We start from the raw sequence: 25,331 nt of genomic DNA, 5'->3' as shown, positions 1-25,331 counted from the left end.
GATGTATATTTATATATTGAGATTTCTATGCGTCAGGGTTTATAGTCCAGCTCACTCACTGCCAATAAACAAAACAGGTGAATCGATGCTGGCGCAATTGATCGCGCTCGATTGGGGGACAACCTCATTACGTGCTTACAAACTCGCCGCGGGTGGCCAGGTGCTCGAACAGCGTTCGCTGTCGTCGGGCATCATGCAGCTGCCCAGGACGCCGCGAATGATTGCGGGTCAGGCATGTACCGACGGTTTTGAGCTGGCCTTCGATGAGGCCTGCGGTGACTGGCTCGACGCGCAGCCCGACTTGCCGGTGATTGCTTGCGGCATGGTCGGCAGCGCACAAGGCTGGTGTGAAGCGGCTTACCGCGATACGCCGGCGAACGTCGCCAATCTCGGAACTTCCCTACAAACGGTTCGCAGTCTTCGCGGTGTCAATGTGCACATCGTGCCGGGCGTGATTCAGCGTTCGCGCCTGCCGAACGTGATGCGCGGTGAAGAAACCCAGGTGCTTGGCGTTCTGCACAATCTAACGGGTGAGGCGGGCAACGATCTGTTGATCGGCCTGCCGGGCAGTCACTCGAAATGGGTGGAAGTGGCCGACGGCTGCATCGTGCATTTCGATACCTTCATGACCGGCGAAGTCTTCGCCGTGCTCAGCGAACACAGCATTCTGGGGCGCACCCAGCAAAAGGGCGCGTCCTTCGATGGCCAAGCCTTTGATCGTGGTGTGCAAGTGGCCCTGTCGGCGGATGGCGAGATCGGGCCGTTGTCGACATTGTTCAGTGCCCGCAGCCTCGGGTTGACTGGCGAACTCAGCGCCACCGCCCAACCGGATTACTTGTCCGGTCTGTTGATCGGCCATGAACTGTCAGCGTTGGCGAGTGTTCAGCGACGCCGACGCAACAGCGTTCATCTGCCTTCGATCATCCTCATCGGTAATTCCCAACTCTGTGTCCGCTACAGCCGGGCTCTCGACGCTTGCGGTTTTGCCCGGGTGACCCTGGCCGAACAAGCCACCGAACGCGGCTTGTGGCAGTTGGCGGTTGCCGCCGGACTGATCACACACACTCATCCCGTTAAACCTGACTGGAGGTCTGACATGCTCAAGCAAGCATTGGCGCAAAACGGTCTGATCGCGATTTTGCGTGGCCTGCGCCCGCAAGAAGCGGCAGCCATCGGCGAAGTCCTTTACGCCGCCGGATTTCGCGTCATCGAAGTGCCGCTTAATTCCCCTGAGCCGTACGAAAGTATCCGCATCCTGCGCAGTACCTTGCCCGCCGATTGCCTGATCGGCGCGGGCACGGTGTTGACGCCGGAACAGGTCGAACAGGTGAAAGCAGCGGGGGGCCAAGTGATCGTCATGCCTCACAGCGATGCCAAGGTGTTGCGTGCAGCGAAAGCGGCGGGGTTGTTCCTGTCGCCGGGTGTGGCGACGCCGACTGAAGCCTTTGCTGCATTGGCCGAAGGGGCGGACGTGCTGAAGATGTTCCCGGCCGAGCAGATGGGCCCGGCAGTCGTCAAAGCCTGGCTCGCGGTGCTGCCTGCGGGAACGATTCTGGCACCGGTCGGCGGGGTCACGCCGGACAACATGCAGGTGTTTATCGACGCAGGGGTCAAAGGATTCGGCCTCGGTTCCGGGTTGTTCAAACCGGGCATGACACCTGAGGAAGTGGCCGTAAACGCCAAGGCTTACGTGGCTGCCTGGAAAGCCCTTCGCTAAGACTTTTTGGCGCCGCGAGCGCTGCATCTATAAGAGCTGCACTTATAAAAAGAGAGCAAAAGATGAAAATCACCAAACTGACCACCTTCATCGTTCCGCCGCGCTGGTGCTTCCTCAAGGTTGAAACCGACGAGGGCGTGACCGGCTGGGGCGAACCCGTGGTCGAAGGTCGCGCGCACACGGTTGCCGCCGCCGTTGAAGAATTGTCCGACTACCTGATCGGCAAAGACCCACGCAACATTGAAGACATCTGGACCGTGCTCTACCGCGGCGGCTTCTACCGGGGTGGCGCAATCCACATGAGCGCGTTGGCCGGTATCGATCAGGCACTGTGGGACATCAAGGGCAAGGCCTTGGGTGTATCGGTCAGCGACTTGCTGGGCGGCCAAGTGCGGGACAAGATTCGCGTCTATTCGTGGATCGGCGGCGACCGGCCGGCGGACACCGCTCGCGCTGCGAAAGAGGCCGTCGAACGTGGTTTCACTGCGGTGAAAATGAACGGCACCGAAGAACTGCAATTCCTCGATTCCTTCGAGAAAGTCGACCTGGCCCTGGCCAACGTCGCCGCCGTGCGTGACGCGGTGGGCCCGAACGTCGGCATCGGCATGGACTTCCATGGCCGGGTGCACAAGCCCATGGCCAAGGTGCTGATGAAGGAACTCGACCCGTACAAACTGATGTTCATCGAAGAGCCGGTGCTCAGCGAAAACTACGAAGCGCTGAAGGAACTCGCGCCGCTGACCAGCACACCGATTGCCCTCGGCGAGCGGCTGTTCTCGCGTTGGGATTTCAAGCGTGTGCTCAGCGAAGGTTACGTCGACATCATTCAGCCGGATGCTTCCCACGCCGGCGGTATCACCGAAACCCGCAAGATCGCCAACATGGCCGAAGCCTATGACGTGGCGCTGGCGCTGCATTGCCCGTTGGGCCCGATTGCGTTGGCGGCGTGCCTGCAACTGGATGCGGTTTGCTACAACGCGTTCATCCAGGAACAGAGCCTGGGCATCCACTACAACGAGAGCAATGACCTGCTGGATTACGTCAAGGATCCGCGGGTGTTCGACTACGACAAAGGCTTCGTGAAAATCCCCAACGGCCCGGGCCTGGGGATCGAGATCAACGAGGAATACGTCATCGAACGCGCGACGGTCGGCCACCGCTGGCGCAACCCGATCTGGCGCCATGCCGATGGCAGCTTTGCCGAGTGGTGAGTTCTCCCTGACCCACCGCAAATCCCTGTGGGAGCCAGCCTGCTGGCGATTTGGTCGGCACATCCAGCATTTATGGTGACTGACACACCGCGATCGCCAGCAGGCTGGCTCCCACAGTTTGATCTCCATGGACAGGGAGATCTGCATCATTCCAGTTTCATATCGACCTCAATAAACATAAGAAGAGGCATTCCCCATGCAACCGCAAACCCTCACCGGGCAGGCGTCGTTGGTGTCGCCCAGCCGCAAGCGTTTTTTCATCATGGTCCTGCTGTTTATCACCGTGGTGATCAACTACCTGGACCGCAGCAACCTGTCCATCGCCGCTCCGGCGCTGACCAGCGAATTGGGCATCGATCCGATTCATGTCGGTCTGATTTTCTCCGCATTCGGCTGGACTTACGCCGCCATGCAAATCCCCGGCGGCTGGCTGGTGGATCGCGTCCCGCCGCGGATTCTTTATAGCGTCGCGCTGCTGTTATGGTCGATCGCCACCGTCATGCTCGGCTTCGCGGCCAGCTTCATCGCACTGTTCGTGTTGCGCATGGCGGTCGGCGCACTGGAAGCACCGGCGTACCCGATCAACAGCCGTGTGGTCACCACCTGGTTTCCCGAGCGCGAGCGTGCCACAGCCATCGGTTTTTACACCTCCGGGCAATTCGTCGGTCTGGCGTTCCTGACGCCGGTATTGGCTTGGCTGCAGCATCAATATGGCTGGCACATGGTGTTTGTCAGCACCGGTGTGGTGGGTATTCTCTGGGCGGTGATCTGGTACGCGGTGTACCGCGAGCCACGGGATTTCAAAGGCGCCAATGACGCCGAAATCGACCTGATCCGCGAGGGTGGCGGGCTGGTGGATATCCAGGCTGAACAAGCCAAAGTCAAAGCCAAATTCAGCTGGACCGATCTCGGTATCGTTCTGACCAAACGCAAATTGTGGGGCATCTACCTCGGTCAGTTTTGCCTCAACTCAACCTTGTGGTTTTTTCTGACGTGGTTCCCGACCTACCTGGTGAAATATCGCGGCATGGACTTCATCAAGTCCGGCCTGTTGGCGTCGCTGCCGTTTCTCGCAGCCTTCGTCGGTGTGCTGTGTTCGGGGTTCTTTTCCGACTGGCTGATCCGCCGCGGTTACACAGTGGGTTTCGCCCGCAAGTTGCCGATCATTGGCGGCCTGCTGATTTCCACCTCGATCATCGGCGCCAACTTCGTCGAGTCGACACCGCTGGTGATTGCCTTCCTCGCGTTGGCGTTCTTCGGCAACGGGCTGGCTTCGATCACCTGGTCGCTGGTTTCAACGCTGGCTCCGGCGCGATTGCTGGGACTGACCGGCGGGGTGTTCAACTTCATCGGCAACCTGTCGGCGATTACCACGCCGATCGTCATCGGTTTTCTCGCCACCGGTGATTCGTTTGCCCCGGCGATCACCTACATCTCGGTTCTGGCGTTGATTGGTGCGCTTTCCTACATCTTGCTGGTAGGCAAGGTCGAGCGTATCAAGTTGTAGTCGCAGCCGTCGGGCGACCATAATGCCGCCCGTTCACTCGCTCAACGGTAAAGGCTGGATATGCAGGAAGACGCCCCAAAAATCGCCAAGGACGCCGCACCGACCGGCACCCAGACACTGCTTCGTGGTTTGGGTGTGGTTCAGGCCGTGGCCAGTGGCGCCCGCGATCTCAAGGAAATCGCCCGGCTGATTGGCACGACACGCAGCACCACCCATCGTTTGGCCAGTTGCCTGGTGGACGAGCGTTACCTGCGCGTGGTGCCGCAAGTCGGTTATCTGTTGGGGCCGAAACTGATCGAGCTGGGTTTCCAGGCGCGCGAAGAGCTGCCGCTGGTGACCCTGGCCGGGCCGTATCTGGATGAGTTGTCGGCGTTGACGGGCGACACCATTCATTTGGCGATTCGTGAAGGCGACGAGGTGCTGTACCTGCACAAGAATCCGGGGCGCAATGGCCCGGAAATGCGTTCGCGGGTCGGCCATCGCATGCCGTTGGCGCGTACCGGGATCGGCAAGGCGCTGATGCTCGATGACACGCAGGAAGAATGGCAGCGGTTGTACGAAGTCAGCTTGCCGGCCGGTGGGAAAAATCAGTTCTGGCCGCAGCACCCGGAGCAGTCCTGGGAGCAGTTTCAGCAGCGCATGGTCGAGTATGTGACGGGCGGTTATGCCTTCGATCTGGAAGACAATGAACCGTCGATCCGCTGCGTGGCAGCGCCGATCCGCGATGCCAGCAAACGCATCGTTGCCGGCATCAGCATCGCCAGCACCGTGCCGTATATGCCGCTGGAGAAAATGGCCGAGCTGATTCCCCTGATCAAAGGGGTCACAGCCCGGCTGTCGGCGGAGCTTGGCGCCAAGGTCTGATCAGACCTTCAGTGTCGCCATGTCGATCACAAAGCGGTACTTCACATCACCTGCAATCATGCGGGCGTAAGCCTCGTTGATCTGGCGAATGTCGAGCATTTCGATGTCGCAGGTGATGTTGTGCTCGGCGCAGAAATCCAGCACCTCCTGGGTTTCGGCGATGCCGCCGATCAGCGAGCCGGCCAATACGCGACGGCTCATCACCAGTTTGCCAGCGTGGACCGGTGGATCGACCGGCTCGATCAGCCCGACCAGAATGTGCACGCCGTCGAAACGCAGCGTATCGAGGTAGGGATTGAGGTCGTGCTGCACCGGAATGGTGTCCAGCAGGAAGTCGAAATAGCCGGCCGCAGCCTTCATCTGATCGGCATCGGTGGACACAATCACGTGGTCCGCACCTTGGCGACGACCTTCTTCAGCCTTGCTCGCCGAGCGGGTAAACAACGTCACTTCCGCACCCATGGCCTTGGCGAACTTGATACCCATGTGGCCGAGGCCGCCCATGCCGAGAATCCCGACCTTGTCGCCAGCCTTCACGCCGTAGTGTTTGAGCGGCGAGTAAGTGGTGATACCGGCGCATAGAATTGGCGCGGCGCTGGCCAGGTCGAGTTTCTCGGGGATGCGCACCACGAAGTGCTCGCTGACCACGATGCTGTCGGAATAGCCACCCATGGTGTTGCTGCCATCAACCCGGTCCGGGGTGGCGTACGTCATGGTCGGACCTTCGAGGCAGTATTGCTCAAGGTTCGACTGGCAGGCTTCGCAGCTGCGGCAGGAGTCAACCATGCAGCCGACGCCGACCAGATCGCCGACCTTATGCTGGGTGACGTTCGCACCGACGGCGGTAACTTTGCCTACGATCTCGTGGCCAGGCATCAGTGGGTAAACGGCAATGCCCCACTCGTTGCGTGCCTGATGGATGTCGGAATGGCAGACGCCGCAGTAGAGAATATCGATCGCCACGTCGTCGGCCCGAGGGCTGCGGCGTTCGAATTTCACGGGGGCGAGGGGAGTGGTGGCCGACTGGGCGGCGTATCCGATAGCGGTGTACATGATGAACCTCGCAAAAGCTGTGACAGATGAGGTGGCACATTCTGGGCGCCGCACCTGTCACCGGCCATGGCGATTCCTCCGGGTGTCATGCCTAATCCTCCGGCTTGTTTCTTTGATTGGTCAAATGGGCGATCAGACCTGCGATGATCCTTTCATCCCTTTTTCCGCGACTTTTTCTGTGAAGAGCTCTCCATGTTGTTGACCCGTCATCTCGATGCCAATGCCACCCTGGTTTCGCTGATTGAGCCACTGGCGATCCGCGACGGTTTCGCCCCTACGGCATTGCCGGGGGTGCAAGTTTTGCGGGCCAGTTGCGACGTGGCCCGTGGTCCGCAGATTTACGAGCCGAGCCTGGTCATCATCGCGCAGGGCAGCAAACTGGCGTACCTCGGGCCGCGTACCCTGGAATATGGTGCCGGGCATTATCTGATTCAGGCATTGCCGGTACCTTTTGAGTGCGAAACTTTTTCGGCACCGGATGGGCCAATGCTAGGGATTTCCATCGCCATTGACCGGGTACTGCTCGGCGAGTTGGTGTTAGCCATGGGGCTGGCGCCGGGGCGCAATATTCCTGCGCAGACGCCGGAGTCGATGACCTCGGCTGTGCTCGACAATGACATGCGCGGTTGTGTAGAGCGGCTGTTGCGTTGCCTGCACGATCCGCTGGAATGCCAGATCATGGCGCAGGCGCGATTGCGTGAGTTGCTGTTCGTCGCGTTGCGTGGACCGCAAGCCGATGTGCTGCGGGCGCTGGTGGAACAACAGGGACAGTTCGCCCGGATCGCAGCATCGCTCAGCCATTTGCATGCGCATTACACCGAGCCGTTGAACGTCGAGACGCTGGCCAGTTGCGCGAACATGAGCGCGTCGACGTTTCATGAGCATTTCAAGCGCAGCACGTTGTTGTCGCCGGTGCAGTATTTGAAGCGTTTGCGCTTGCTCAAGGCCCAGCAGTTGTTGCTCGCCGAAGGTTTGGGTGTGGCGCAAGTGGCGCATCGGGTGGGGTATCAGAGTACGTCGCAGTTCAGTCGCGAGTACAAGCGCTACTTCGAGCGTAGTCCGGGAGATGAACGCGCTGCTTGATACACCATTGATCCCCTGTGGGAGCGAGCCTGCTCGCGAAAGCGGTCGATCATTCAGCATTGATATTGATTGATACACCGCATTCGCGAGCAGGCTCGCTCCCACATTGGTATTTGGTGTTTCATAAATTCCAGGCAACAAAAAGGCCCCCATTCGGGTAATGCCGATCAGTTAAGCCCTTTCGCTTGACCTTTGGCCGCAAGAAATCAAAATCCGATGCCTGTACTGGCATCGGATTTTTTTATGCGTCTCGCTCGGGCACTGGAACTGACCCACACCATCGTCTCCACTCCAAACTCAATCGAGGGATTGGACTCCTTGCTCGACCCTTCTTTGGTCGAGCAAGCACTTGAACAGGCAGGCGTAGCGACCCTGCGCAAGCGGCGCTTGCCGTTGGAAATGATGCTTTGGTGCGTGATCTCCATGGCGTTCTTTCGGCGCATGTCGGCGTGGGATGTGGTCAGCCGCATGAATATCATGCTGCCGGGCCAGCGCCCGCTGGTGGCACCCAGCGCCGTGGTTCAAGCCCGTCAGAGATTGGGCAGCGAGGCTGTACGACAAGTCTTCCATCTGACTCAGAAAAGTTGGCATGAAGCGGCCTCTCATCCAACTTGGGCCGGTTTGCGTTTACTGGGGGTCGATGGCGTTGTCTGGCGAACGCCCGATACGCTGGAAAACCGTGCGCGTTACGACTCCGCCAGCAACCAGCATGGCGACACCGGTTTTCCTCAGGTACGCATGGTCTGCCAAATGGAGTTGACCAGCCATTTGCTCATCGGCAGTGCGTTTGACGGCTATCGCAGCAACGAGATGAAACTGGCGGAGCAGTTGATCGAAACCACCCCTGATCACTCGCTGACGCTGTTTGATCGTGGTTTTTATTCGTTAGGTTTACTGCATCAATGGCAGCAGGCAGGGATCGAGCGTCACTGGCTGATGCCGCTGAAAAAAGGCTCGCAGTACGAAGTGCTTCAGCGTTTGGGGCGCCAGGATGCGGTTGTCTCATTAAGCACTTCGCCGCAGGCCCGCAAGCAATGGCCGGGGCTGCCGGAGCGCCTGACCGCGCGGCTCCTGAGCAAAACGGTCAAGGGCAAGGTGTGTCAGATCCTGACGTCGATGGCCGATCCGCTGCGCTTTCCGCCCGACGAAATCGTCGACCTGTACAGCCAGCGATGGGAGATCGAATTAGGATTTCGGGAGATGAAACAGACTTTGCTCAACAGCAGTTACACGCTGCGCAGCAAGACGCCGGAGATGATCGAGCAGGAGCTGTGGGGAGTACTGCTGGGCTACAACTTGTTGCGCTATCAGATGGTGGAAATGAGTCGTCACTGTCCAGGAATTTACCCATGCGAAATGAGCTTTAGCGCGTGCACCTGGGCGATTCTCGGGTTTATCAACAGCGTCTCCGCCGACCGTTCCGGGAACATCCCCAAGTACCTGGCCGAGCTTCATGCCTCAGCCATGCATTACGTCCTGCCTCATCGGCGGGAGGAACGCATTTATCCTCGGGCTATTAGGCTCAAATCCCCGAAGTATCCGATCAAAAATAAAAATGCCAGTCAGCTTAACTGACTGGCATTACCCCATTCGGGAGCCTTGATGTTCAGCCGTTCGACTTACATGTTCGGATAAGTCGGGCCGCCAGAGCCTTCCGGCGCCACCCAAGTGATGTTCTGTGCAGGGTCCTTGATGTCGCAGGTCTTGCAGTGAACGCAGTTCTGGGCGTTGATCTGGAAGCGCTTCTCGCCGTCTTCCTTGGTCACTACTTCGTACACGCCGGCCGGGCAGTAACGCTGGGCAGGCTCATCGTACAGGGGCAGGTTCTTGGCGATCGGGATGCTCGGGTCGGTCAGTTTCAGGTGGCACGGCTGTTCTTCTTCATGGTTGGTACCAGAGATGAACACCGAGCTGAGTTTGTCGAAGCTGATCTTGCCGTCCGGTTTCGGGTAGTCGATCTTCTTGCAATCGGCCGCCAGTTTCAGGCAAGCGTAATCCGGCTTGTTATCGTGCAGGGTGAACGGCAGTTTGCCGCCGAAGATGTTCTGGTCGAGCCAGTTGAAACCGCCGCCGACGATGGCGCCGAACTTGTGGATCGCCGGGCCGAAGTTGCGGCTGGCGAACAGTTCGTCGTAGAGCCAGCTTTTCTTGAAGGCGTCGACGTAGGTGGTCAGCTCTTCGGTGCCGTCTTTTTCAGCAAACAGCGCCTCGGCTACGGATTCGGCGGCGAGCATGCCGGACTTCATCGCGGTGTGGCTGCCTTTGATCTTGGCGAAGTTCAGGGTGCCGAGGTCGCAACCGATCAGCGCGCCGCCCTTGAAGACCATTTTCGGCAGCGAGTTCAGGCCGCCCTTGCTGATGGCGCGTGCGCCGTAGCTGATGCGCTTGCCGCCTTCCAGGTACTGCTTGAGCACCGGGTGATGCTTGAGGCGCTGGAACTCGTCGAATGGCGACAGGAAAGTGTTGCTATAGGACAGGTCGACGATCAGCCCCACTACGACCTGGTTGTTTTCCAGGTGATAGAGGAACGAGCCGCCGGTGTTCTCGGTGCCCATGATGTCCAGCGGCCAACCGGCGGTGTGGACCACCAGGCCTGGCTGATGTTTGGCCGGATCGACTTCCCAGATTTCTTTCAGGCCGATGCCGTAGTGCTGGGCGTCGGCATCGCTGTCGAGGTTGAAGCGCTTGATCAGCTGCTTGCCGATATGGCCGCGGCAACCTTCGGCGAACAGCGTGTACTTGCCACGCAGCTCCATGCCTGGGGTGTACAGGCCTTCTTTCGGATGACCTTCGCGGTCAACGCCCAGATCGCCAGTGATGATCCCGCGAACCACGCCATTGTCGTCGAACAGCGCTTCCTGGGCGGCGAAGCCTGGGTAGATTTCTACGCCCAGGTTCTCGGCCTGCTGGGCCAGCCATCGGCACAGGTTGCCCAAGGAGATGATGTAGTTGCCTTCGTTGTGCATGGTCTTGGGCACAAAGAGGTCAGGAATCTTCTGCGCGCTGTCGGCGTTCTTGAGAACGAAGATGTCATCGCGGGTGACCGGTGTATTCAGCGGTGCGCCGAGTTCTTTCCAGTCAGGGAACAATTCGTTCAGGGCGCGGGGTTCGAAAATCGCCCCGGAGAGAATGTGAGCACCGACTTCGGAGCCTTTTTCGACCACGCAGACGCTGATTTCCTTACCGGCTTCGGCGGCCTTCTGCTTCAATCGGCAGGCGGCGGAAAGACCAGCGGGGCCGGCACCGACGATGACCACGTCGAATTCCATGTATTCGCGTTCCACAGGTTATCTCCTACTCAAGGCTCAACAGTTTTTTTTCTAATTGGAGGTTTGGTGTCGCATCCATGAATTCCTGCGCAATGCAGGAAGAGGACAATCGATGAGCCACCTTTCTCTCTAAGGTGGCGCATTATATCTACACCACTCCTAGCGTCCAATACAAACGTTTGTTTGAATCGGCTCAAAGCCAGAGAAATCAAAGTCACGCGGCTTATGACTGGCCATTTTGCCGTATTGACCGGAATAGGCGTTCCGGTCAAGATACGGTCGGTTTTGCGCTCGCCGTAGGCTGACTGTTGGTTTCAAGAGCACCTCTAAAGACAGGGCGATGGCAGTACAGGGTGGTGCGCCGTGCAAGTTTGCTGCGCAGTTTACACGTCGCGATATTGAATGACTTGTCGGTCATCACTGACGAACGGTCATCTGCATCGTGAGCGCTTGTCACTTGACACCTTTGCCAGCGTTTTTAGAGGTGCCCTTGCGCCGATGAGCATCAAACCGCCAGGTTCGCCTAGGCGACTTTCTTTTCACCGGAGAGTAACGAGGAATCCATGAAGGTTCTTGTAGCTGTCAAACGCGTTGTGGATTACAACGTCAAGGTTCGCGTCAAGGCGGACAATTCCGGCGTCGACCTCGCCAACGTCAAGATGTCGATGAACCCGTTCTGCGAAATCGCAGTGGAAGAAGCCGTACGCCTGAAAGAGAAAGGTGTTGCGACTGAAATCGTCGTCGTCTCCATCGGCCCGTCCACCGCTCAAGAGCAACTGCGCACCGCGCTGGCTCTGGGTGCCGACCGCGCCATCCTCGTCGAATCCGCCGAAGATCTGACCTCCCTGGCCGTTGCCAAACTGTTGAAAGCGGTTGTCGACAAGGAACAGCCTCAGCTGGTGATCCTTGGCAAACAAGCCATCGACAGCGACAACAACCAGACGGGCCAGATGCTCGCAGCATTGAGCGGCTACGGTCAGGGCACGTTCGCGTCCAAAGTCGAAATCAGCGGCGACACCGTTGCCGTGACTCGCGAAGTCGACGGCGGCGCGCAGACGGTTTCCCTGAAACTGCCAGCCATCGTCACCACCGACCTGCGTTTGAACGAGCCGCGCTATGCGTCCCTGCCAAACATCATGAAAGCCAAGAAGAAGCCTCTCGAAGTGCTGACTCCGGACGCTTTGGGCGTTTCCACCGCCTCCACCAACAAGACCGTGAAAGTCGAAGCGCCAGCTGCACGCAGCGCGGGTATCAAGGTCAAGTCGGTGGCTGAACTGGTCGAGAAACTGAAAAACGAAGCGAAGGTAATCTAATCATGACTATCTTGGTAATCGCTGAACACGACAACAAGGTCGTGGCCCCGGCCACACTGAACACCGTGGCGGCTGCCGCCAAAATCGGTGGTGACATCCACGTTCTGGTTGCAGGCCAAGGCGTTGGCGCCGTGGCTGAAGCCGCTGCGAAAATCGCTGGCGTGGCGAAAGTGCTGGTGGCCGATAACGCCGCCTACGCTCACCAACTGCCGGAAAACGTCGCGCCGCTGGTCGCCGAGTTGGGCGCTGGCTACAGCCACATCCTGGCTGCCGCTACCTCCAACGGCAAAAACATCCTGCCGCGCGTTGCCGCTCAGCTGGACGTTGACCAGATCTCCGAGATCATCTCGGTCGAAAGCGCTGACACCTTCAAGCGCCCGATCTACGCCGGTAACGCCATCGCAACCGTTCAATCGAACGCTGCGGTCAAAGTGATCACCGTGCGCGCCACCGGTTTCGATCCGGTTTCTGCTGAAGGTGGTTCGGCGGCTGTTGAAGCCGTTGCGGCTGCTCACGATGCTGGCACTTCCAGCTTCGTCGGCGAAGAACTGGCCAAGTCCGATCGTCCGGAACTGACCGCTGCCAAGATCGTCGTTTCCGGCGGTCGCGGTATGCAGAACGGCGACAACTTCAAACACCTGTACGCCCTGGCCGACAAGCTGGGCGCTGCCGTCGGTGCTTCCCGCGCCGCGGTCGACGCAGGTTTTGTACCCAACGACATGCAGGTCGGTCAGACCGGCAAGATCGTTGCTCCACAGCTGTACATCGCGGTCGGTATCTCCGGCGCGATCCAGCACCTGGCCGGCATGAAAGACTCCAAAGTGATCGTTGCGATCAACAAGGACGAAGAAGCGCCGATCTTCCAGGTGGCCGATTACGGCCTGGTGGCAGACCTGTTCGAAGCCATCCCTGAGTTTGAGAAGCTGGTCTAATCCAGCGGCCTGACTTATAAAGAGCCCGACCTTTTGGTCGGGCTTTTTTTTGTTCCGGATTTGAGTGGGAGAGTGTTGCCATGGATCTGCGCCGCGTTTACGGCTGGTCATTGCTGCTGGGTCTGACGGTGTTGCCGGTGCTGTCCGTCGCTGCGGGCAAGTGCGAACGCCTGGTGGTGACCGGCAGCCCGGATGCGCCACCGTACCTGTGGCAAGACCCGCAAAACCCCAAGCACCTGATCGGCGCCAGTGCTGATCTGTTGCAGCACGTGGCGGGGGAGTTGGGCATCAAGGTCGAATTGCTTTATGCCGGCAAACGCTCCCAGGCCCTGGATGAAGTGCGCAGCGGGCGCATGGACATGCTGGCCGACGCGCCGTTGACGGTCAGTGAGCTGGAAACCCTGGATTACATTCATCCTCCGATACTGGAAAACGATTACCTGGTCTGGACCCGCAAAGATTCGACACTGGTCTACAACGAAGCGCAGGACCTTCACGGTCATCCCGGCGCGCTGTCGGAAAAGTCTCGTATGACCCCGGCATTTGGCACGTTCGCCGAGCAGCAATTGACCCTCGTTCGTACTCCCAACCTGACCCAGGCCTTTCAGAAATTGCTGCTGGGCGAGGTGGAATTTGTCCTTGCCGGACGCTACTCGGGCATGGCGGCCGCGCAGACACTTAACTTGGCCAACGACCTGATCGCCCGTCCACAACCGATCGACAAACCCGGCCTGTTCCTCGCGGTTTCCCACAACTCAGCCTGCAACGATCCGTGGTTGCGCGGACAGCTGGCCAAAAAGATGACAGAATTGCCCGCGTCCGGACTGACGGAAGCCGTGCTGCAACGCAATATCGAGCGCTGGAAGGCGCAAGTCTCACAACCGCAGCAGCCACCTGTCAGTACCCCAAAACAGTAGGGATTTTTAGTGAGTATTCGACCTCTTTTCGCTGCCCTGGCCGTTCTGGCTCTGGCGGGTTGTGCAGCCGATCCGGCGCCGAATGAACAAATGCGCCTGACCGAACAGGCACTCGAGCAGGCCAAGGCCGTGGGCGCCACTGCCGACGACGTGCCGGAAATGAAACTGGCCGAAGACAAGTTCAACCGCGCCAAGGGCAGCATGAACGACCAATCCTTCAAGAACGCGCGCATGCGGGCCGAGCAGGCCGAGCTGGACGCGCGCCTGGCCGAAGCCCGGGTACTGACCCTCAAGAGCGAGGAGCAGTTGAACGTGCTCAATACCCGCATCACTCGCCTGCGCAAGCAACTGGGAGATGCCCAATGAGCCTCAAGACCAAAGCACTCGGCGGTTTGATCCTGGCAGGCAGCGTAAGTCTCTATGGTTGTGCCGGTCAGCACAGCGAGGCCGCGTTGCAGCAAGCCAGTACTGACTTCCAGAAGGTCAAGGAAGACTCCAATGTGCTGCGTATTGCGCCCAAGGACGTGATTCGCGCGGGTGAGTCGCTGGCCCGCGCCGATCGTCTGTCCAGCTACTGGGGCAGTGGATCGGACGTGTTGCATTACGCTTACCTGAGTGAGCGCTACAGCGAAATCGCGCGCGAACACACCAATCAGGTGCTCAACGAAGAACGTGCAGCGAAGCTCGAACTGGAGCGTCAGCGCCTGCAACTGGCCCTGCGCGAATCCAAATTGCTCAGCGTGCAGCAGCAGGGCAAGTGGCTCGAAGAACAGATTGTCGCGCTGGCGACCACCCAGACCGACCGTGGCCTGGTGATGACCTTGGGCGATGTGCTGTTCGACACGGGCGAAGCGGAGTTGAAAAACTCGGCGAACCGCGTGGTGTTGAAGATCGTGCAGTTCCTGCAGCTTAACCCCAAGCGCGTGGTGCGCATCGAAGGCTACGCCGACAGTACCGGCGGCAAGCAGGAAAACCTCAAGCTGTCTCGCGACCGTGCGCAATCGGTAGCGAACGTGCTGATGGATCTGGGCATCGACGACAAACGCATCCAGGTCGAAGGTTATGGCGATGAATACCCGGTGGACGTGAATGCCTCCGAACGGGGCCGGGCACAGAACCGTCGGGTGGAAATTGTGTTCTCCGACGAAAAAGGCCAGCTCGGCGCTGCCCGGTAGGAGCTGGCGGAGCCTGCGATCTTTTGATCTTGCTCTTGATACTCAAGTGGGCCTGAAAAGATCGCAGCCTCGTTTCACTCGACAGCTCCTACAACCCGGCCTGCCCGTCAGCGCCGGGTTTTTTTACGCCTGCTAATCAACTCACAAAACAGTACAGTTTTTGCTGACACTGCACTGTACGGTCGACTATTGTGGCAACTGTCCCAGTACACTTCTAAACTGTTCCGGTATTGTTTCACACAAGAATAAAATGCCCGTGAAATCGAGTGCTGCGTCATGACCAATCTCTTGCTCTACCAACGTATTGCTCAGCAACTGGCCGAAGACATCCGCCGTGGCGTCTATCAACCGGGGGAGCGCGTGCCTTCTGTACGCAAGATGAGCTCGCAGCTCAACGTCAGCCACGCGACGGTGTTGCAGGCTTACGCCAACCTCGAGGATCAGGGGCTGATCCGTGCCCGGCCGCAATCGGGATACTACGTGCACCAGACCCCGGCCCTGACCGCGCCGACACCGGACATCGCCAGGGTCGAACGTCCCGGCCTGGTCACTCGCAGCAGCATCATCCAACAAGTCCTGGTCGAATCCCGCCGCGAAGGTGTGTTTCCCTTGGGCGCGGCCGTACCGAGCGTTGATTATCTGCCGGTGCGGGCGCTGCATCAGCAACTGGCCAAAGTCACCCGTTTCCATAGCCCGCGGGCTTTCAGCTACATGTTCAGCCCCGGCTTTGAGCCATTGCGCCGTCAGGTTGCTATTCGCATGCGCGATGCCGGCGTGGTGGTCGATCCGTCGGAAGTGGTGATTACCCACGGCTGCGTCGATGCCTTGCAGATGTCGCTGCGCGTGCTGACCCGGCCGGGCGACTTGATCGCCGCCGAGTCGCCGACCTACTACGGTTTGCTGCAACTGGCTGACCTGCTGGGCCTCAAGGTCATCGAAATCCCCAGTGATCCGGCCACCGGTATGAGCCTCGAAGCCCTGCAGTTGGCGGCCAACCAGTGGTCGATCAAGGCGCTGGTGCTGACCACTCGCCTGAGCAATCCATTGGGCGGCACCATGCCTGAAGAGCGGCAAAAGCAACTGCTGCGTCTGGCCTCGGATTTCGATATCCAGATTGTCGAAGACGATATCTACGGCGAGTTGATGTTCGAGCAGGGTCGCACCAAGTCGCTTAAAGCCTACGATCGGCTGGACCGGGTGATCTACTGCTCAAGTTTCTCCAAAACCCTGTCGCCGGGCGTGCGGATTGGCTGGATGATTGCCGGCAAGTACCAGCAGGAAATCCAGCGTTTGCAGACCTTCAGTACCCATTCGGCCTGCAGCGTCACGCAAATGGGCATTGCGGCCTATCTGGAGAACGGTGGTTACGACCGGCATTTGCGCTACATCCGTCAGGAGTACCGCAAGAACCTCAGCGCTTTCCAGCTGGCGGTGCAGCAATACTTCCCGGAAGGCACGCAGATGACCCGGCCGACCGGCGGCTTCATTTTGTGGGTCAGCCTGCCGGGGCGGGTCAACACGCAAGAGCTGCACGTTCGTGCGTTGCAGCAGGGCATCAGTATCGCGCCGGGGCTGATTTTCAGTAACACCGAGCAGTTCAACCACTGCATACGGCTGAACTGCGGCACACCCTGGAACCGTGAAGCCGAACGTGCATTGATGACCCTGGGCATGCTCGCCACCCAGCTCTGTCAGGAGATGGCTGGCGGCCTGTAACGGGGCGGGCAGGTTATGCCTGTCCGTGCTTGTCATGTTGCCTGCAACAGGCGAGCATATGGCCTCCTGCCGTTTGCGCCGTTGGGTCCATGAAATCGATTTTCCCTGCCGTCTGGCTTTCGATCTGCCTGCTGATAACCTTCCAGGCCGAAGGCGTCATGGCGGCTTCCGTTCAGGAAAAGCCGGCAGCCAGCGCCACATCGAAAAAACCGGCTCCTGCCAAAAAAGCCGCGCCGGTCAAAAAGAAAGCGGCAGCGGTGAAAAAACGACCGCCGATTGCCTCCAAGTCCAAACCCGCCAGTGAGGTCGTGAAAACCAAACTTCCTTCGGTCGACCTGGATTTGAGCCTGCCTCAGGACATGGCCGAGGAGCTAAAACCGATCGGTACGGTCCCATTGCCCCGGCACGACGCTGTGTTGCCACAAATGTTCGGTGACAAGAGCACGCCGTTTCAGCTCAACGGACGGTTGATCAGCAACGAAATGCAGTTGCAACTGCGCAACGAAGAGCGCCGTGAAGTCGAAGGCGCAGCGCTGGAATTCGAGTTCAAGCGGTAATTCCTTCCCATCTGTGACCCGCTGGCCAGACGCTTTGTCGGAGACTGGTCAGTCACGCTCGTTTGAGCGAAAAAACCCGGGTCCAGGCAATTTTAAACAAGCGTTTTAGCGGTTACTCTGTGCCACGTCCATTAACACATCGCCCGTCGCGAGGAGCTCGTCGTCATGAAATGCCGTGAAGGCTGTGGCGCCTGTTGCATTGCCCCTTCCATCAGTTCACCGATTCCCGGCATGCCCAAGGGCAAAGCCGCCGGAGAACGTTGCATACAACTCTCTGCCGAAAACCTTTGCGGTATTTTCGGCAAACCGGAACGTCCTGCAGTGTGTTCGGCGTTCGAAGCCGACATCGAAGTCTGCGGAAACAGCAGTGACGAAGCGATCAAATTGCTGGGTTGGTGGGAGCAAATGACGGCGGCGTGATGTGTCCAACGAACGGAACTTCAACAATAAGGAATAAGATTATGGGTTCGCTGCATCGTATGGCTGTGTTGTGTGGTTTGACGGTAATGCTCGCCACCACGGCCGCCCACGCCGAAGACTGGAAAGTCGCCAAGGAACAGGACGGTATCAAGGTCTCCTTGAGTGAGGTGGCCGGTTCCGATTACAAGGCCTACCGTGGTGTCACGCTAATGAAGACCACCTTGGCCAAACTGCGCGCATTGCAGGAAGACGTGCCAGGGGCCTGCGCCTGGATTCACGAATGCAAGACCCAGAAGTTGCTCAAACATGAAGGTGATCAGAGCTGGACTTACACCCAGTTCAATACCCCTTGGCCGGTCACCGAGCGTGACTCGGTGCTGCATGTGATCACCGTCGAGGGTGCCGATGGCAGTCTTACCCGTAAGCTCGAAGGTGTGCCGAAGTACATTCCTGAGGAAAAAGGCTTTGTGCGGGTGACCAAGGTCGACGGTTTCTGGAAGTTCGTGCCCAAGGGTGACCAGATTGAAGTGACCTATCAGGTGCACACCGAGCCGGGCGGTAGCATACCGTCGATGGTGGCCAACAAGTTTGTGGTCGATGCGCCGTTCAATACCTTGAAAGCCCTGAAAGAACGCGCTGAGAAGTAATTGCTCTTTTGATAAAACGCCCTGACTGGTTCGGGGCGTTTTTTATTGGGTATGGCGGGTTATTTGATTGGGGGCATATCCGTTTCTGCGGTCATGGCGACTGGCGGTTTCGCTTTTACAGTGAGTCACTTGGAAAAGCCCCAAGTAATCAAGGGCTCTTGCCCCGCCATTCGGTGCCTCGCTTTGGCTCGGCATGCCCTCACTCCGGCATTGCTCCGGGGGCCCGCCGCCATCGGCCATCCATGGCCGGGGGCGGCTACCGCGGCATCCTTGCCGCGGTGCCCCCTGCGCAACGCCTGCATTCGGCCTCTGGGAAAGGGGCGGCGGATCTACAGCTAAAGCAACAGCAACAGCAACAGCAACAGCAACAGCAACGGCAAGATCAAAAGATCGCAGCCTCGCTTCGCTCGACAGCTCCTACAGGGAAATGCGTTCACTTGAAGCCAGGCCGGCCGGTAGGCCGCCTCGCTTTGGCGGTGTACGCCCCCTCGAGAGGCCGAGTGGAGGTTCTGCGCAGTGGGCAACCCGGCATGGATGCCGGGTTAGCCGCGCACGGCCATGGATGGCCGATCGCGGCGGGCCCACGGAGCAGGACCGGAGCGCGGGCACCCTGAGCCTAGGCGAAGGGCCGAACGAAAGGGGCAAAAGCGCTTTGGTTACTTTCGCGCTTTTCGAAAGTGACTCGCTGTAAAAGCGAAACCGCCAGCGGCCGTTACCGAAGAAACGGATATGCCCCCGACCAAAGAGCCGCCGTCACAACAGAACCGGACATACCCCCGAACTAACAGGCATCAGGATCTGGGGCCTTTATTGTGTTTCCGGATATCGCGTTGCACGAAATTTTCACAAAGTCTCCAAGACAATTCGCCCGCGCCAAACATGCCGGGCAGTAATCAATGGCAATGCCGCGGTTGATCGTGCAACATTTGCGCACCGCGCAAGCCCCGGGGCCGAGAACTGGCCAACAGAGGGCAGGGCGCCGCTGTATTTTTGAAACTTCAACTTCCAATGGGTCCTAAAACGACATGGCAAACCCGGACGCCCTGAGTCAGCAGCGAGCTTCTAGTCGCCTGCTGCAACCGACCGTCAAATCGCATCTGGCCTACACGCTGCTGTGTGCCCTGGTCATGATGGTCATGTTCAGCCTGCTGCGCGTTGCGCTGCTGGTTTACAACCGCGAGATGATCCTCGACACACCGGCCTCGACCTTTCTCGAAGCGTTCTCCAACGGTTTGCGTTTCGACCTGCGTCTGGTGGTCTATCTCAGTATTCCGTTGTTGCTGGCGCTGTTCAGCGCCCGAGCGATGGCCGCACGCGGGTTCTTCCGTTTCTGGCTGACCATTGCCTCGAGCATCGCGCTGTTCCTCGGCCTGATGGAGATGGATTTCTACCGCGAGTTCCACCAGCGCCTCAACGGCCTGGTCTTCCAGTATGTGAAGGAAGACCCGAAAACCGTAATGAGCATGCTCTGGTATGGTTTCCCGGTGGTTCGCTACCTGCTGGCCTGGGCCGTGGGCACGTTGATCCTGACCCTGGCGTTCAAGGGCGCCGACCGCGCCACCCGTCCTCGTGGTCCATTCAGCGGCGGCAGCATCGGCACGCGCCAGATCGCCCCGTGGTATGCGCGCATCGCGGTGTTCGTCGTCTGCCTGCTGGTCTGCGTGGTGGCCGCTCGTGGCACGCTGCGTCAGGGCCCGCCACTGCGTTGGGGTGACGTCTACACCACCGACTCGAACTTCGCCAACCAGTTGGGCCTCAACGGCACATTGTCTTTGGTCGCAGCGGCCAAGAGCCGGATGTCCGAAGATCGCGACAACATCTGGAAGGCCACCCTGCCACAGCCTGAAGCGCAGAAAGTGGTGCGTGACATGCTGGTGATGGCGGACGACAAACTGGTGGATACCGAAACCGCAGCAGTGCGTCGCGATTACACGCCGCCGGCCGACAAGACCCTGCCGATCAAGAACGTCGTCGTCATCCTGATGGAAAGCATGGCCGGTCACTCGGTGGGTGCCTTGGGCGCACCGGGCAACATCACGCCGTACCTCGACAAACTGTCGAAGGAGGGCCTGATGTTCGACCGCTTCTTCTCCAACGGGACCCATACCCACCAGGGTATGTTCGCCACCATGGCGTGCTTCCCGAACTTGCCGGGCTTCGAATACCTGATGCAGACGCCGGAAGGCAGCCACAAGTTGTCCGGCCTGCCGCAATTGCTCAGCGCCCGTGACTACGGTGATGTCTATGTCTATAACGGCGACTTCGCCTGGGATAACCAGTCGGGTTTCTTCAGCAACCAGGGCATGACCAACTTCATTGGTCGTAACGACTTTGTGAATCCGGTGTTCTCCGATCCGACCTGGGGCGTGTCCGACCAGGACATGTTCGACCGAGGTCTGACTGAGCTCAAGGCGCGGGAAAACGGCAAGCCGTTCTATGCGTTGCTGCAAACCCTCTCCAACCACACGCCATACGCCTTGCCGACGCCATTGCCGGTCGAGCGCGTGACCGATCGGGGTAGCCTGAACGAGCATTTGACTGCCATGCGCTACGCGGACTGGGCGTTGGGCCAGTTCTTTGAAAAAGCCCGCAAGGAGCCGTATTTCAAGGAAACCCTGTTTGTGATCGTCGGCGACCACGGTTTTGGCAACGAGCGTCAGATCACCGAAATGGACCTGGGCCGCTTCAACGTGCCGATGCTGATGATCGCACCGGGCATCCAGGAAAAGTTCGGCCAGCGTGACCACACCGTGGGCACGCAGATCGACATCGTGCCGACCATCATGGGCCGTATTGGCGGCGAAGTGCGTCATCAGTGCTGGGGGCGCGACCTGCTTAACCTGCCTGAAGGCGACACTGGTTTTGGCGTGATCAAGCCATCGGGTAGCGAGCAGACCACCGCCATCGTCACGGCTGACCAGGTTCTGGTTTTGCCCCAGGATAAGGCAATGGCGCCGAAGATGTACCAGTACGAACTGGGCGCCAAGCCTCACGCCGAGATCGTTCCGGATGCGCCGCGTACCGCTGAGCTCAAGCTCAAGCTCGAAGCGTTCCTGCAGACGGCGACCAAGAGCCTGCTGGACAATACTGCGGGTGTGGTTGACGGCAAGCCGGACTAAAAATTTGACGCAATAAAAAAGAGGCCCTTCAAAAAGGGCCTCTTTTTTTGCCTGCTAAAACCTTTATATCTTGCCGAGCAACAGCAGGATCAACAGCACCACCAACACGACGCCGATGATACCCGACGGGCCATAACCCCAACTTCTGGAGTGCGGGAACACCGGCAAACCACCAATCAGCAAGAGGATCAGGATTACGATAAGAATTGTGCCCATGTCTATTTCCTTGTTGGAAGTGTTCTGGATTACCTGGCGTTTAAGTGTCAGCCGGGATGCTATAAAACCAGGCTGCTTACAAAATCCGACTGTCGCGTATGAAGGAAAATTCCAAGTTTTTTTAATGTTTTTCGAAGAAAGGCTTATTTCGTTTTTTAATACTCTAGTTGGTTCAGGCGCTCCCGCGGTTTGCTCGGGCCATTCAGCAATCTGATGGAGCGTGGGTCGGGCATTGTCCTTCGCTACACTCGATGCATCTTCCCCGGAACTACAAGGCTGTTTGCTATGCAAAATCGCATGATGATCACTGGCGCGGGCTCGGGCTTAGGTCGCGAAATCGCGCTGCGCTGGGCGCGTGAAGGCTGGCAGCTGGCCTTGTCGGATGTCAGCGAACCCGGTCTGCAGGAAACCCTGAAGCTGGTGCGTGACGCCGGTGGTGATGGTTTTATCCAGCGTTGTGACGTGCGCGATTACAGCCAGCTGACCGCCTTCGCCCAAGCTTGCGAAGAGAAACTCGGTGGCATCGATGTCATCGTCAATAACGCCGGTGTTGCCTCGGGCGGGTTCTTCAGTGAGCTGTCCCTGGAGGACTGGGACTGGCAAATCGCGATCAACCTGATGGGCGTGGTCAAGGGCTGCAAGGCCTTCCTGCCGCTGCTGGAAAAAAGCAAAGGCAAGATCATCAACATCGCGTCGATGGCAGCCCTGATGCAAGGCCCGGCCATGAGCAACTACAACGTCGCCAAGGCTGGCGTGGTGGCGTTGTCCGAAAGTCTGCTGGTCGAACTGGCGCAGCAGGAAATCGGCGTGCATGTGGTGTGTCCGTCGTTCTTCCAGACCAACCTGCTGGACTCCTTCCGTGGCCCGACGCCGGCCATGAAAGCCCAGGTCGGCAAGTTGCTGGAAAGCTCGCCGATCACCGCTGCCGACATTGCCGATTACATCTACCAGCACATCGCGGCCGGCGAATTCATGATTCTGCCGCACGAACAGGGCCGTATGGCCTGGGCACTCAAGCAGAAGAACCCGCAATTGCTCTACGACGAAATGACCGTCATGGCCGACAAAATGCGCGCCAAGGCCAAACAAACCGCAGGCTGAGCTTGCCCGTGCACACCACCGTCGTTAGGGTGGCCGCAATCGGCCATCCTCGCGAGACGTTTGCATGCTCAATTACCTGTGGTTTTTCCTTGCCGCGCTGTTTGAAATCGCCGGATGCTTTGCCTTCTGGATGTGGCTACGCCAGGGCAAAAGCGCCTGGTGGGTTGTGCCGGCTCTGCTCAGCCTGACCTTGTTCGCGCTGCTGCTGACCCGCATCGAAGCGACCTACGCCGGTCGCGCCTACGCCGCTTACGGTGGCATCTACATCATCGCGTCGATTGGATGGCTGGCGGTGGTCGAGCGGATTCGTCCGCTGGGCTCGGACTGGATCGGCGTGGCGTTGTGTGTAATCGGGGCGAGCGTCATCCTTTTCGGCCCACGATTCTCCGCTGCCTGAAGGATCGGTCCTTCATTCAAAGGATTTGTCAGACGTTTCCTTAGGAGGCGTTCGTCCTGTGCTGTAGGGCGGGACTGATTGTCTGTCAGCGCATTGAAGAGCCGCTGCACGCGGGGCATCTTCAGGGTCCGATAACCCTGAAGGATGAATGTCATGCTTGTACTCAGTCGCGTTGTGGGCGAATTGATTTCCATCGGAGACGACATTTCCGTGCGCATTGTCGCCGTCAACGGCAACACTGTGCGCTTCGGCGTCGAAGCGCCGCCGAACGTCAACGTGCACCGTGCCGAGGTCTACGACCGCATCCAGCTCAAACGGGCAAAAAACAAAGGGCGCTGAAGGCCTCAGTCGAACAGGTGCTTGGGCACATCATGCTTGAGCATCAACTGGCATTGCTCGCTGTCCGGATCGAAGACAATCAGCGCCTGGCCCTTGGTCAATGCCTGGCGAACACGCAGAACACGGGTTTCCAGCGGCGTGTCATCACCGTTGTCCGTACCGTCACGGGTTACGAAATCCTCGATCAGGCGGGTGAGGGTGTCGACTTCAAGTTGGTCGTGGGGAATCAGCATGGGCACCTCGGCTAAACAATGTCGCGATGCTACGGCGAATGGGAGGTTGCGGCTAGCCTCGGTCTCACGTGTTAGTGATCGTTCCCACGCTCTGCGCTCATCGTTCTACATAACTCTGTTTTCAAGTATTTTTGAAACTCGAAGAAATGGAGAACGAAGATTGAATTGGGCACAGGACGAAATGAAAACCGCCGACTTGGGTGATGGCCGTTTAAATGCCAGGCTCGCCAGCTTTTTAGGACGCCTAGCCGATCATCCCGGCAACAGCATCCCGACCGCTTGTCGAGGGCTGGCAGAAACCACGGCGGCCTATCGATTTCTTGATAATGAGAAAGTCACGTTCCAGAAGGTGTTGCGGCCCCATCAGGACGCGACCCTGCAACGGATGCAAAGCAGTCCCGTGGTGCTGTTGGCGCAAGACACGACCGAGATGGACAAATGGGTCAATCTCGGTCCCAAAGGGATGGGCACGATCAAGGCGCAGAAGAAGTTTTCTCGACGTCTGCACCCAACCATTGCCTTTACCCCCGAACGTATTTGTCTGGGCGTCGTCGATGCTCAGTGGTGGAGCCGCGATAAACCGAGCCCCCGCCATGAGCGCCGAGATAAAGGGATTGATGAGAAAGAGAGTCAGCGCTGGATTGACAGTTATCAAACCAGTTGCGCGATTCAGGGGCAGCTACCGCAGACCCTGGTGGTCAACCTCGCCGATGCTGAGGGTGATCTGTACGAATGGTTTGTTGATTATCAGCAATTCGCTCCAGACACGCAGGCCCAATGGATCGTGCGGGCGGCTCAAGACAGGCGCTTGCTGGGGGCTGACAACGGGAAGTTGTGGTCGGCACTGGATCAGGCACCGTCCTTGGGAACACTCAAGGTTGAAGTCAAAGCTCGTCCCCAGCGCCCCGCCCGACTGGCTGATGTCACCTTGCGCGCGGCAACCGTGACCCTGCGTGCCCCCGACAGGCCGGGTTATAAATTGCCCAGCGTCTCGATCAATGCTGTGTTGGCCCGTGAAGAAAACGCCATAGACGGTGTTGAACCTCTGGAGTGGCTGCTGCTGACCAGTCTGCCGGTCACTAGCCTGGAGCAGGCGAGCACCGTGGTTGAGTGGTACGGGGTACGCTGGTCTATCGAAGTGTTTTTCAATGTGCTGAAGAATGGTTGTCAGGTCAGTCGATTGCAGCTGGAGACCGAGGAACGGTTGTTGCCCTGCATTGGTTTGTACCTGATCACGACCTGGCGTGTGCTGTACAGCCTGATGCTGGGACGTGCTTGTCCCGATCTAAGCTGCGAGATGGTGTTTGAGGCTTCGGAGTGGAAAGCAGCCTATATCGTGGTCAAACGGTGCCAACCGCCCACTGCGCCCCCTTCTTTAGGAGAAATGGTTTTACTGGTCACGAGCCTGGGAGGCTACTTGGGGCGTAAAAATGACGGACCTCCCGGCCCCAAGGCCATGTGGATAGGGATGCAACGAATACGTGAGTTTGTTATCGCATTAGACGCCCAGCGTGCGCTCATCGAGAGTTGTGTAGAACGATGAGC

25 protein-coding genes and 1 pseudogene are annotated in these 25,331 nt (G+C 58.7%); 22 read left to right on the top strand and 4 right to left on the bottom strand.

Features of this window, described 5'->3' with window-relative positions; all coding sequences use genetic code 11:
• Window positions 1-85 precede the first annotated feature (85 nt).
• The 5 genes and pseudogenes from ACYZT5_RS16195 to ACYZT5_RS16175 all read left to right on the top strand — a co-directional run.
• A pseudogene (locus ACYZT5_RS16195) lies at window positions 86-1,060 on the top strand (2-dehydro-3-deoxygalactonokinase); the annotation flags it as partial.
• Window positions 1,061-1,096: 36 nt separating this feature from the next.
• Window positions 1,097-1,717, top strand: a complete 621-nt coding sequence (locus ACYZT5_RS16190; protein ID WP_462052260.1) for a 2-dehydro-3-deoxy-6-phosphogalactonate aldolase — start codon at window positions 1,097-1,099, stop codon at window positions 1,715-1,717.
• Window positions 1,718-1,779: 62 nt separating this feature from the next.
• Window positions 1,780-2,928, top strand: a complete 1,149-nt coding sequence (dgoD, locus tag ACYZT5_RS16185) for a galactonate dehydratase (protein WP_462051963.1) — start codon at window positions 1,780-1,782, stop codon at window positions 2,926-2,928.
• A 196-nt stretch (window positions 2,929-3,124) separates the two neighbouring features.
• Complete coding sequence (locus ACYZT5_RS16180; protein ID WP_462051962.1) at window positions 3,125-4,435, top strand: MFS transporter; 1,311 nt, start codon at window positions 3,125-3,127, stop codon at window positions 4,433-4,435.
• Window positions 4,436-4,495: 60 nt separating this feature from the next.
• A complete protein-coding gene (locus ACYZT5_RS16175) occupies window positions 4,496-5,299 on the top strand; it encodes an IclR family transcriptional regulator (protein WP_462051961.1) in 804 nt (267 codons plus the stop codon).
• Here the strand turns inward: ACYZT5_RS16175 and ACYZT5_RS16170 are convergent, their stop codons facing one another.
• Entirely contained in the window at window positions 5,300-6,352 is a 1,053-nt protein-coding gene (locus ACYZT5_RS16170) for an NAD(P)-dependent alcohol dehydrogenase (RefSeq protein WP_462051960.1), read from the bottom strand.
• 192 nt (window positions 6,353-6,544) lie between these two features.
• On the opposite strand from ACYZT5_RS16170, the gene ACYZT5_RS16165 reads away from it, so the two are divergent.
• A complete protein-coding gene (locus ACYZT5_RS16165; RefSeq protein WP_462051959.1) occupies window positions 6,545-7,435 on the top strand; it encodes an AraC family transcriptional regulator in 891 nt (296 codons plus the stop codon).
• A 243-nt stretch (window positions 7,436-7,678) separates the two neighbouring features.
• Window positions 7,679-9,010, top strand: a complete 1,332-nt coding sequence (locus ACYZT5_RS16160; protein ID WP_462050906.1) for an IS4 family transposase — start codon at window positions 7,679-7,681, stop codon at window positions 9,008-9,010.
• Window positions 9,011-9,054: 44 nt separating this feature from the next.
• Here the strand turns inward: ACYZT5_RS16160 and ACYZT5_RS16155 are convergent, their stop codons facing one another.
• Entirely contained in the window at window positions 9,055-10,719 is a 1,665-nt protein-coding gene (locus tag ACYZT5_RS16155) for an electron transfer flavoprotein-ubiquinone oxidoreductase (RefSeq protein WP_462051958.1), read from the bottom strand.
• Between the two features lie 548 nt (window positions 10,720-11,267).
• Here ACYZT5_RS16155 and ACYZT5_RS16150 point away from each other — a divergent pair.
• The 10 genes from ACYZT5_RS16150 to ACYZT5_RS16105 all read left to right on the top strand — a co-directional run bounded on the left by ACYZT5_RS16150 (window position 11,268) and on the right by ACYZT5_RS16105 (window position 21,500).
• Complete coding sequence (locus tag ACYZT5_RS16150; RefSeq protein WP_056745417.1) at window positions 11,268-12,017, top strand: electron transfer flavoprotein subunit beta/FixA family protein; 750 nt, start codon at window positions 11,268-11,270, stop codon at window positions 12,015-12,017.
• Window positions 12,018-12,019: 2 nt separating this feature from the next.
• Window positions 12,020-12,949, top strand: a complete 930-nt coding sequence (locus ACYZT5_RS16145; RefSeq protein WP_462051957.1) for an electron transfer flavoprotein subunit alpha/FixB family protein — start codon at window positions 12,020-12,022, stop codon at window positions 12,947-12,949.
• 80 nt (window positions 12,950-13,029) lie between these two features.
• The gene (locus tag ACYZT5_RS16140) at window positions 13,030-13,866 is read left to right on the top strand and encodes a substrate-binding periplasmic protein (protein WP_462051956.1); all 837 of its coding nucleotides are present in this window, start codon (window positions 13,030-13,032) and stop codon (window positions 13,864-13,866) included.
• A 9-nt stretch (window positions 13,867-13,875) separates the two neighbouring features.
• Window positions 13,876-14,232: a DUF4398 domain-containing protein gene (locus ACYZT5_RS16135; RefSeq protein ID WP_462004556.1), complete on the top strand. Its 357-nt coding sequence runs from the start codon at window positions 13,876-13,878 to the stop codon at window positions 14,230-14,232.
• Window positions 14,229-15,041 (top strand): OmpA family protein, encoded by an 813-nt coding sequence (locus ACYZT5_RS16130; RefSeq protein WP_462051955.1) that lies wholly within the window; start codon window positions 14,229-14,231, stop codon window positions 15,039-15,041. The genes ACYZT5_RS16135 and ACYZT5_RS16130 overlap by 4 nt, the downstream gene beginning before the upstream one ends.
• Window positions 15,042-15,317: 276 nt before the next feature.
• Window positions 15,318-16,757 (top strand): aminotransferase-like domain-containing protein, encoded by a 1,440-nt coding sequence (locus tag ACYZT5_RS16125; protein WP_462035926.1) that lies wholly within the window; start codon window positions 15,318-15,320, stop codon window positions 16,755-16,757.
• Between the two features lie 89 nt (window positions 16,758-16,846).
• Window positions 16,847-17,314 (top strand): translation initiation factor 2, encoded by a 468-nt coding sequence (locus ACYZT5_RS16120; RefSeq protein ID WP_462051954.1) that lies wholly within the window; start codon window positions 16,847-16,849, stop codon window positions 17,312-17,314.
• Between the two features lie 165 nt (window positions 17,315-17,479).
• Window positions 17,480-17,734 (top strand): YkgJ family cysteine cluster protein, encoded by a 255-nt coding sequence (locus ACYZT5_RS16115; protein WP_462051953.1) that lies wholly within the window; start codon window positions 17,480-17,482, stop codon window positions 17,732-17,734.
• 41 nt (window positions 17,735-17,775) lie between these two features.
• Window positions 17,776-18,381 (top strand): START domain-containing protein, encoded by a 606-nt coding sequence (locus tag ACYZT5_RS16110; protein ID WP_462051952.1) that lies wholly within the window; start codon window positions 17,776-17,778, stop codon window positions 18,379-18,381.
• Between the two features lie 1,025 nt (window positions 18,382-19,406).
• A complete protein-coding gene (locus tag ACYZT5_RS16105) occupies window positions 19,407-21,500 on the top strand; it encodes an LTA synthase family protein (RefSeq protein ID WP_462051951.1) in 2,094 nt (697 codons plus the stop codon).
• A gap of 63 nt (window positions 21,501-21,563) precedes the next feature.
• On the opposite strand, the gene ACYZT5_RS16100 is transcribed toward ACYZT5_RS16105, so the two are convergent.
• Window positions 21,564-21,722: a DUF3309 family protein gene (locus ACYZT5_RS16100; protein WP_172901242.1), complete on the bottom strand. Its 159-nt coding sequence runs from the start codon at window positions 21,720-21,722 to the stop codon at window positions 21,564-21,566.
• Here ACYZT5_RS16100 and ACYZT5_RS16095 point away from each other — a divergent pair.
• From ACYZT5_RS16095 to csrA, 4 genes are all read left to right on the top strand, one after another.
• Window positions 21,715-21,930 carry a hypothetical protein gene (locus ACYZT5_RS16095; RefSeq protein WP_462052363.1) on the top strand — a complete coding sequence of 72 codons (216 nt, stop codon included), beginning with the start codon at window positions 21,715-21,717 and terminating at the stop codon, window positions 21,928-21,930. The genes ACYZT5_RS16100 and ACYZT5_RS16095 overlap by 8 nt on opposite strands.
• A gap of 71 nt (window positions 21,931-22,001) precedes the next feature.
• Entirely contained in the window at window positions 22,002-22,817 is an 816-nt protein-coding gene (locus ACYZT5_RS16090) for an SDR family oxidoreductase (protein WP_462051950.1), read from the top strand.
• Window positions 22,818-22,881: 64 nt separating this feature from the next.
• Entirely contained in the window at window positions 22,882-23,214 is a 333-nt protein-coding gene (locus ACYZT5_RS16085; RefSeq protein WP_416128581.1) for a YnfA family protein, read from the top strand.
• Window positions 23,215-23,367: 153 nt separating this feature from the next.
• The gene (gene csrA, locus ACYZT5_RS16080) at window positions 23,368-23,553 is read left to right on the top strand and encodes a carbon storage regulator CsrA (protein WP_462051949.1); all 186 of its coding nucleotides are present in this window, start codon (window positions 23,368-23,370) and stop codon (window positions 23,551-23,553) included.
• Window positions 23,554-23,558: 5 nt separating this feature from the next.
• Here the strand turns inward: csrA and ACYZT5_RS16075 are convergent, their stop codons facing one another.
• Window positions 23,559-23,786 carry a YheU family protein gene (locus ACYZT5_RS16075; RefSeq protein WP_025212539.1) on the bottom strand — a complete coding sequence of 76 codons (228 nt, stop codon included), beginning with the start codon at window positions 23,784-23,786 and terminating at the stop codon, window positions 23,559-23,561.
• A gap of 181 nt (window positions 23,787-23,967) precedes the next feature.
• On the opposite strand from ACYZT5_RS16075, the gene ACYZT5_RS16070 reads away from it, so the two are divergent.
• Complete coding sequence (locus ACYZT5_RS16070; protein ID WP_462050839.1) at window positions 23,968-25,329, top strand: IS4 family transposase; 1,362 nt, start codon at window positions 23,968-23,970, stop codon at window positions 25,327-25,329.
• Window positions 25,330-25,331 lie beyond the last annotated feature (2 nt).

The organism is Pseudomonas sp. LB3P14, from assembly GCF_054898045.1.
The sequence above is the reverse complement of the archived record's forward strand: the minus strand, read 5'-3'. Positions and strand labels throughout refer to the sequence as shown.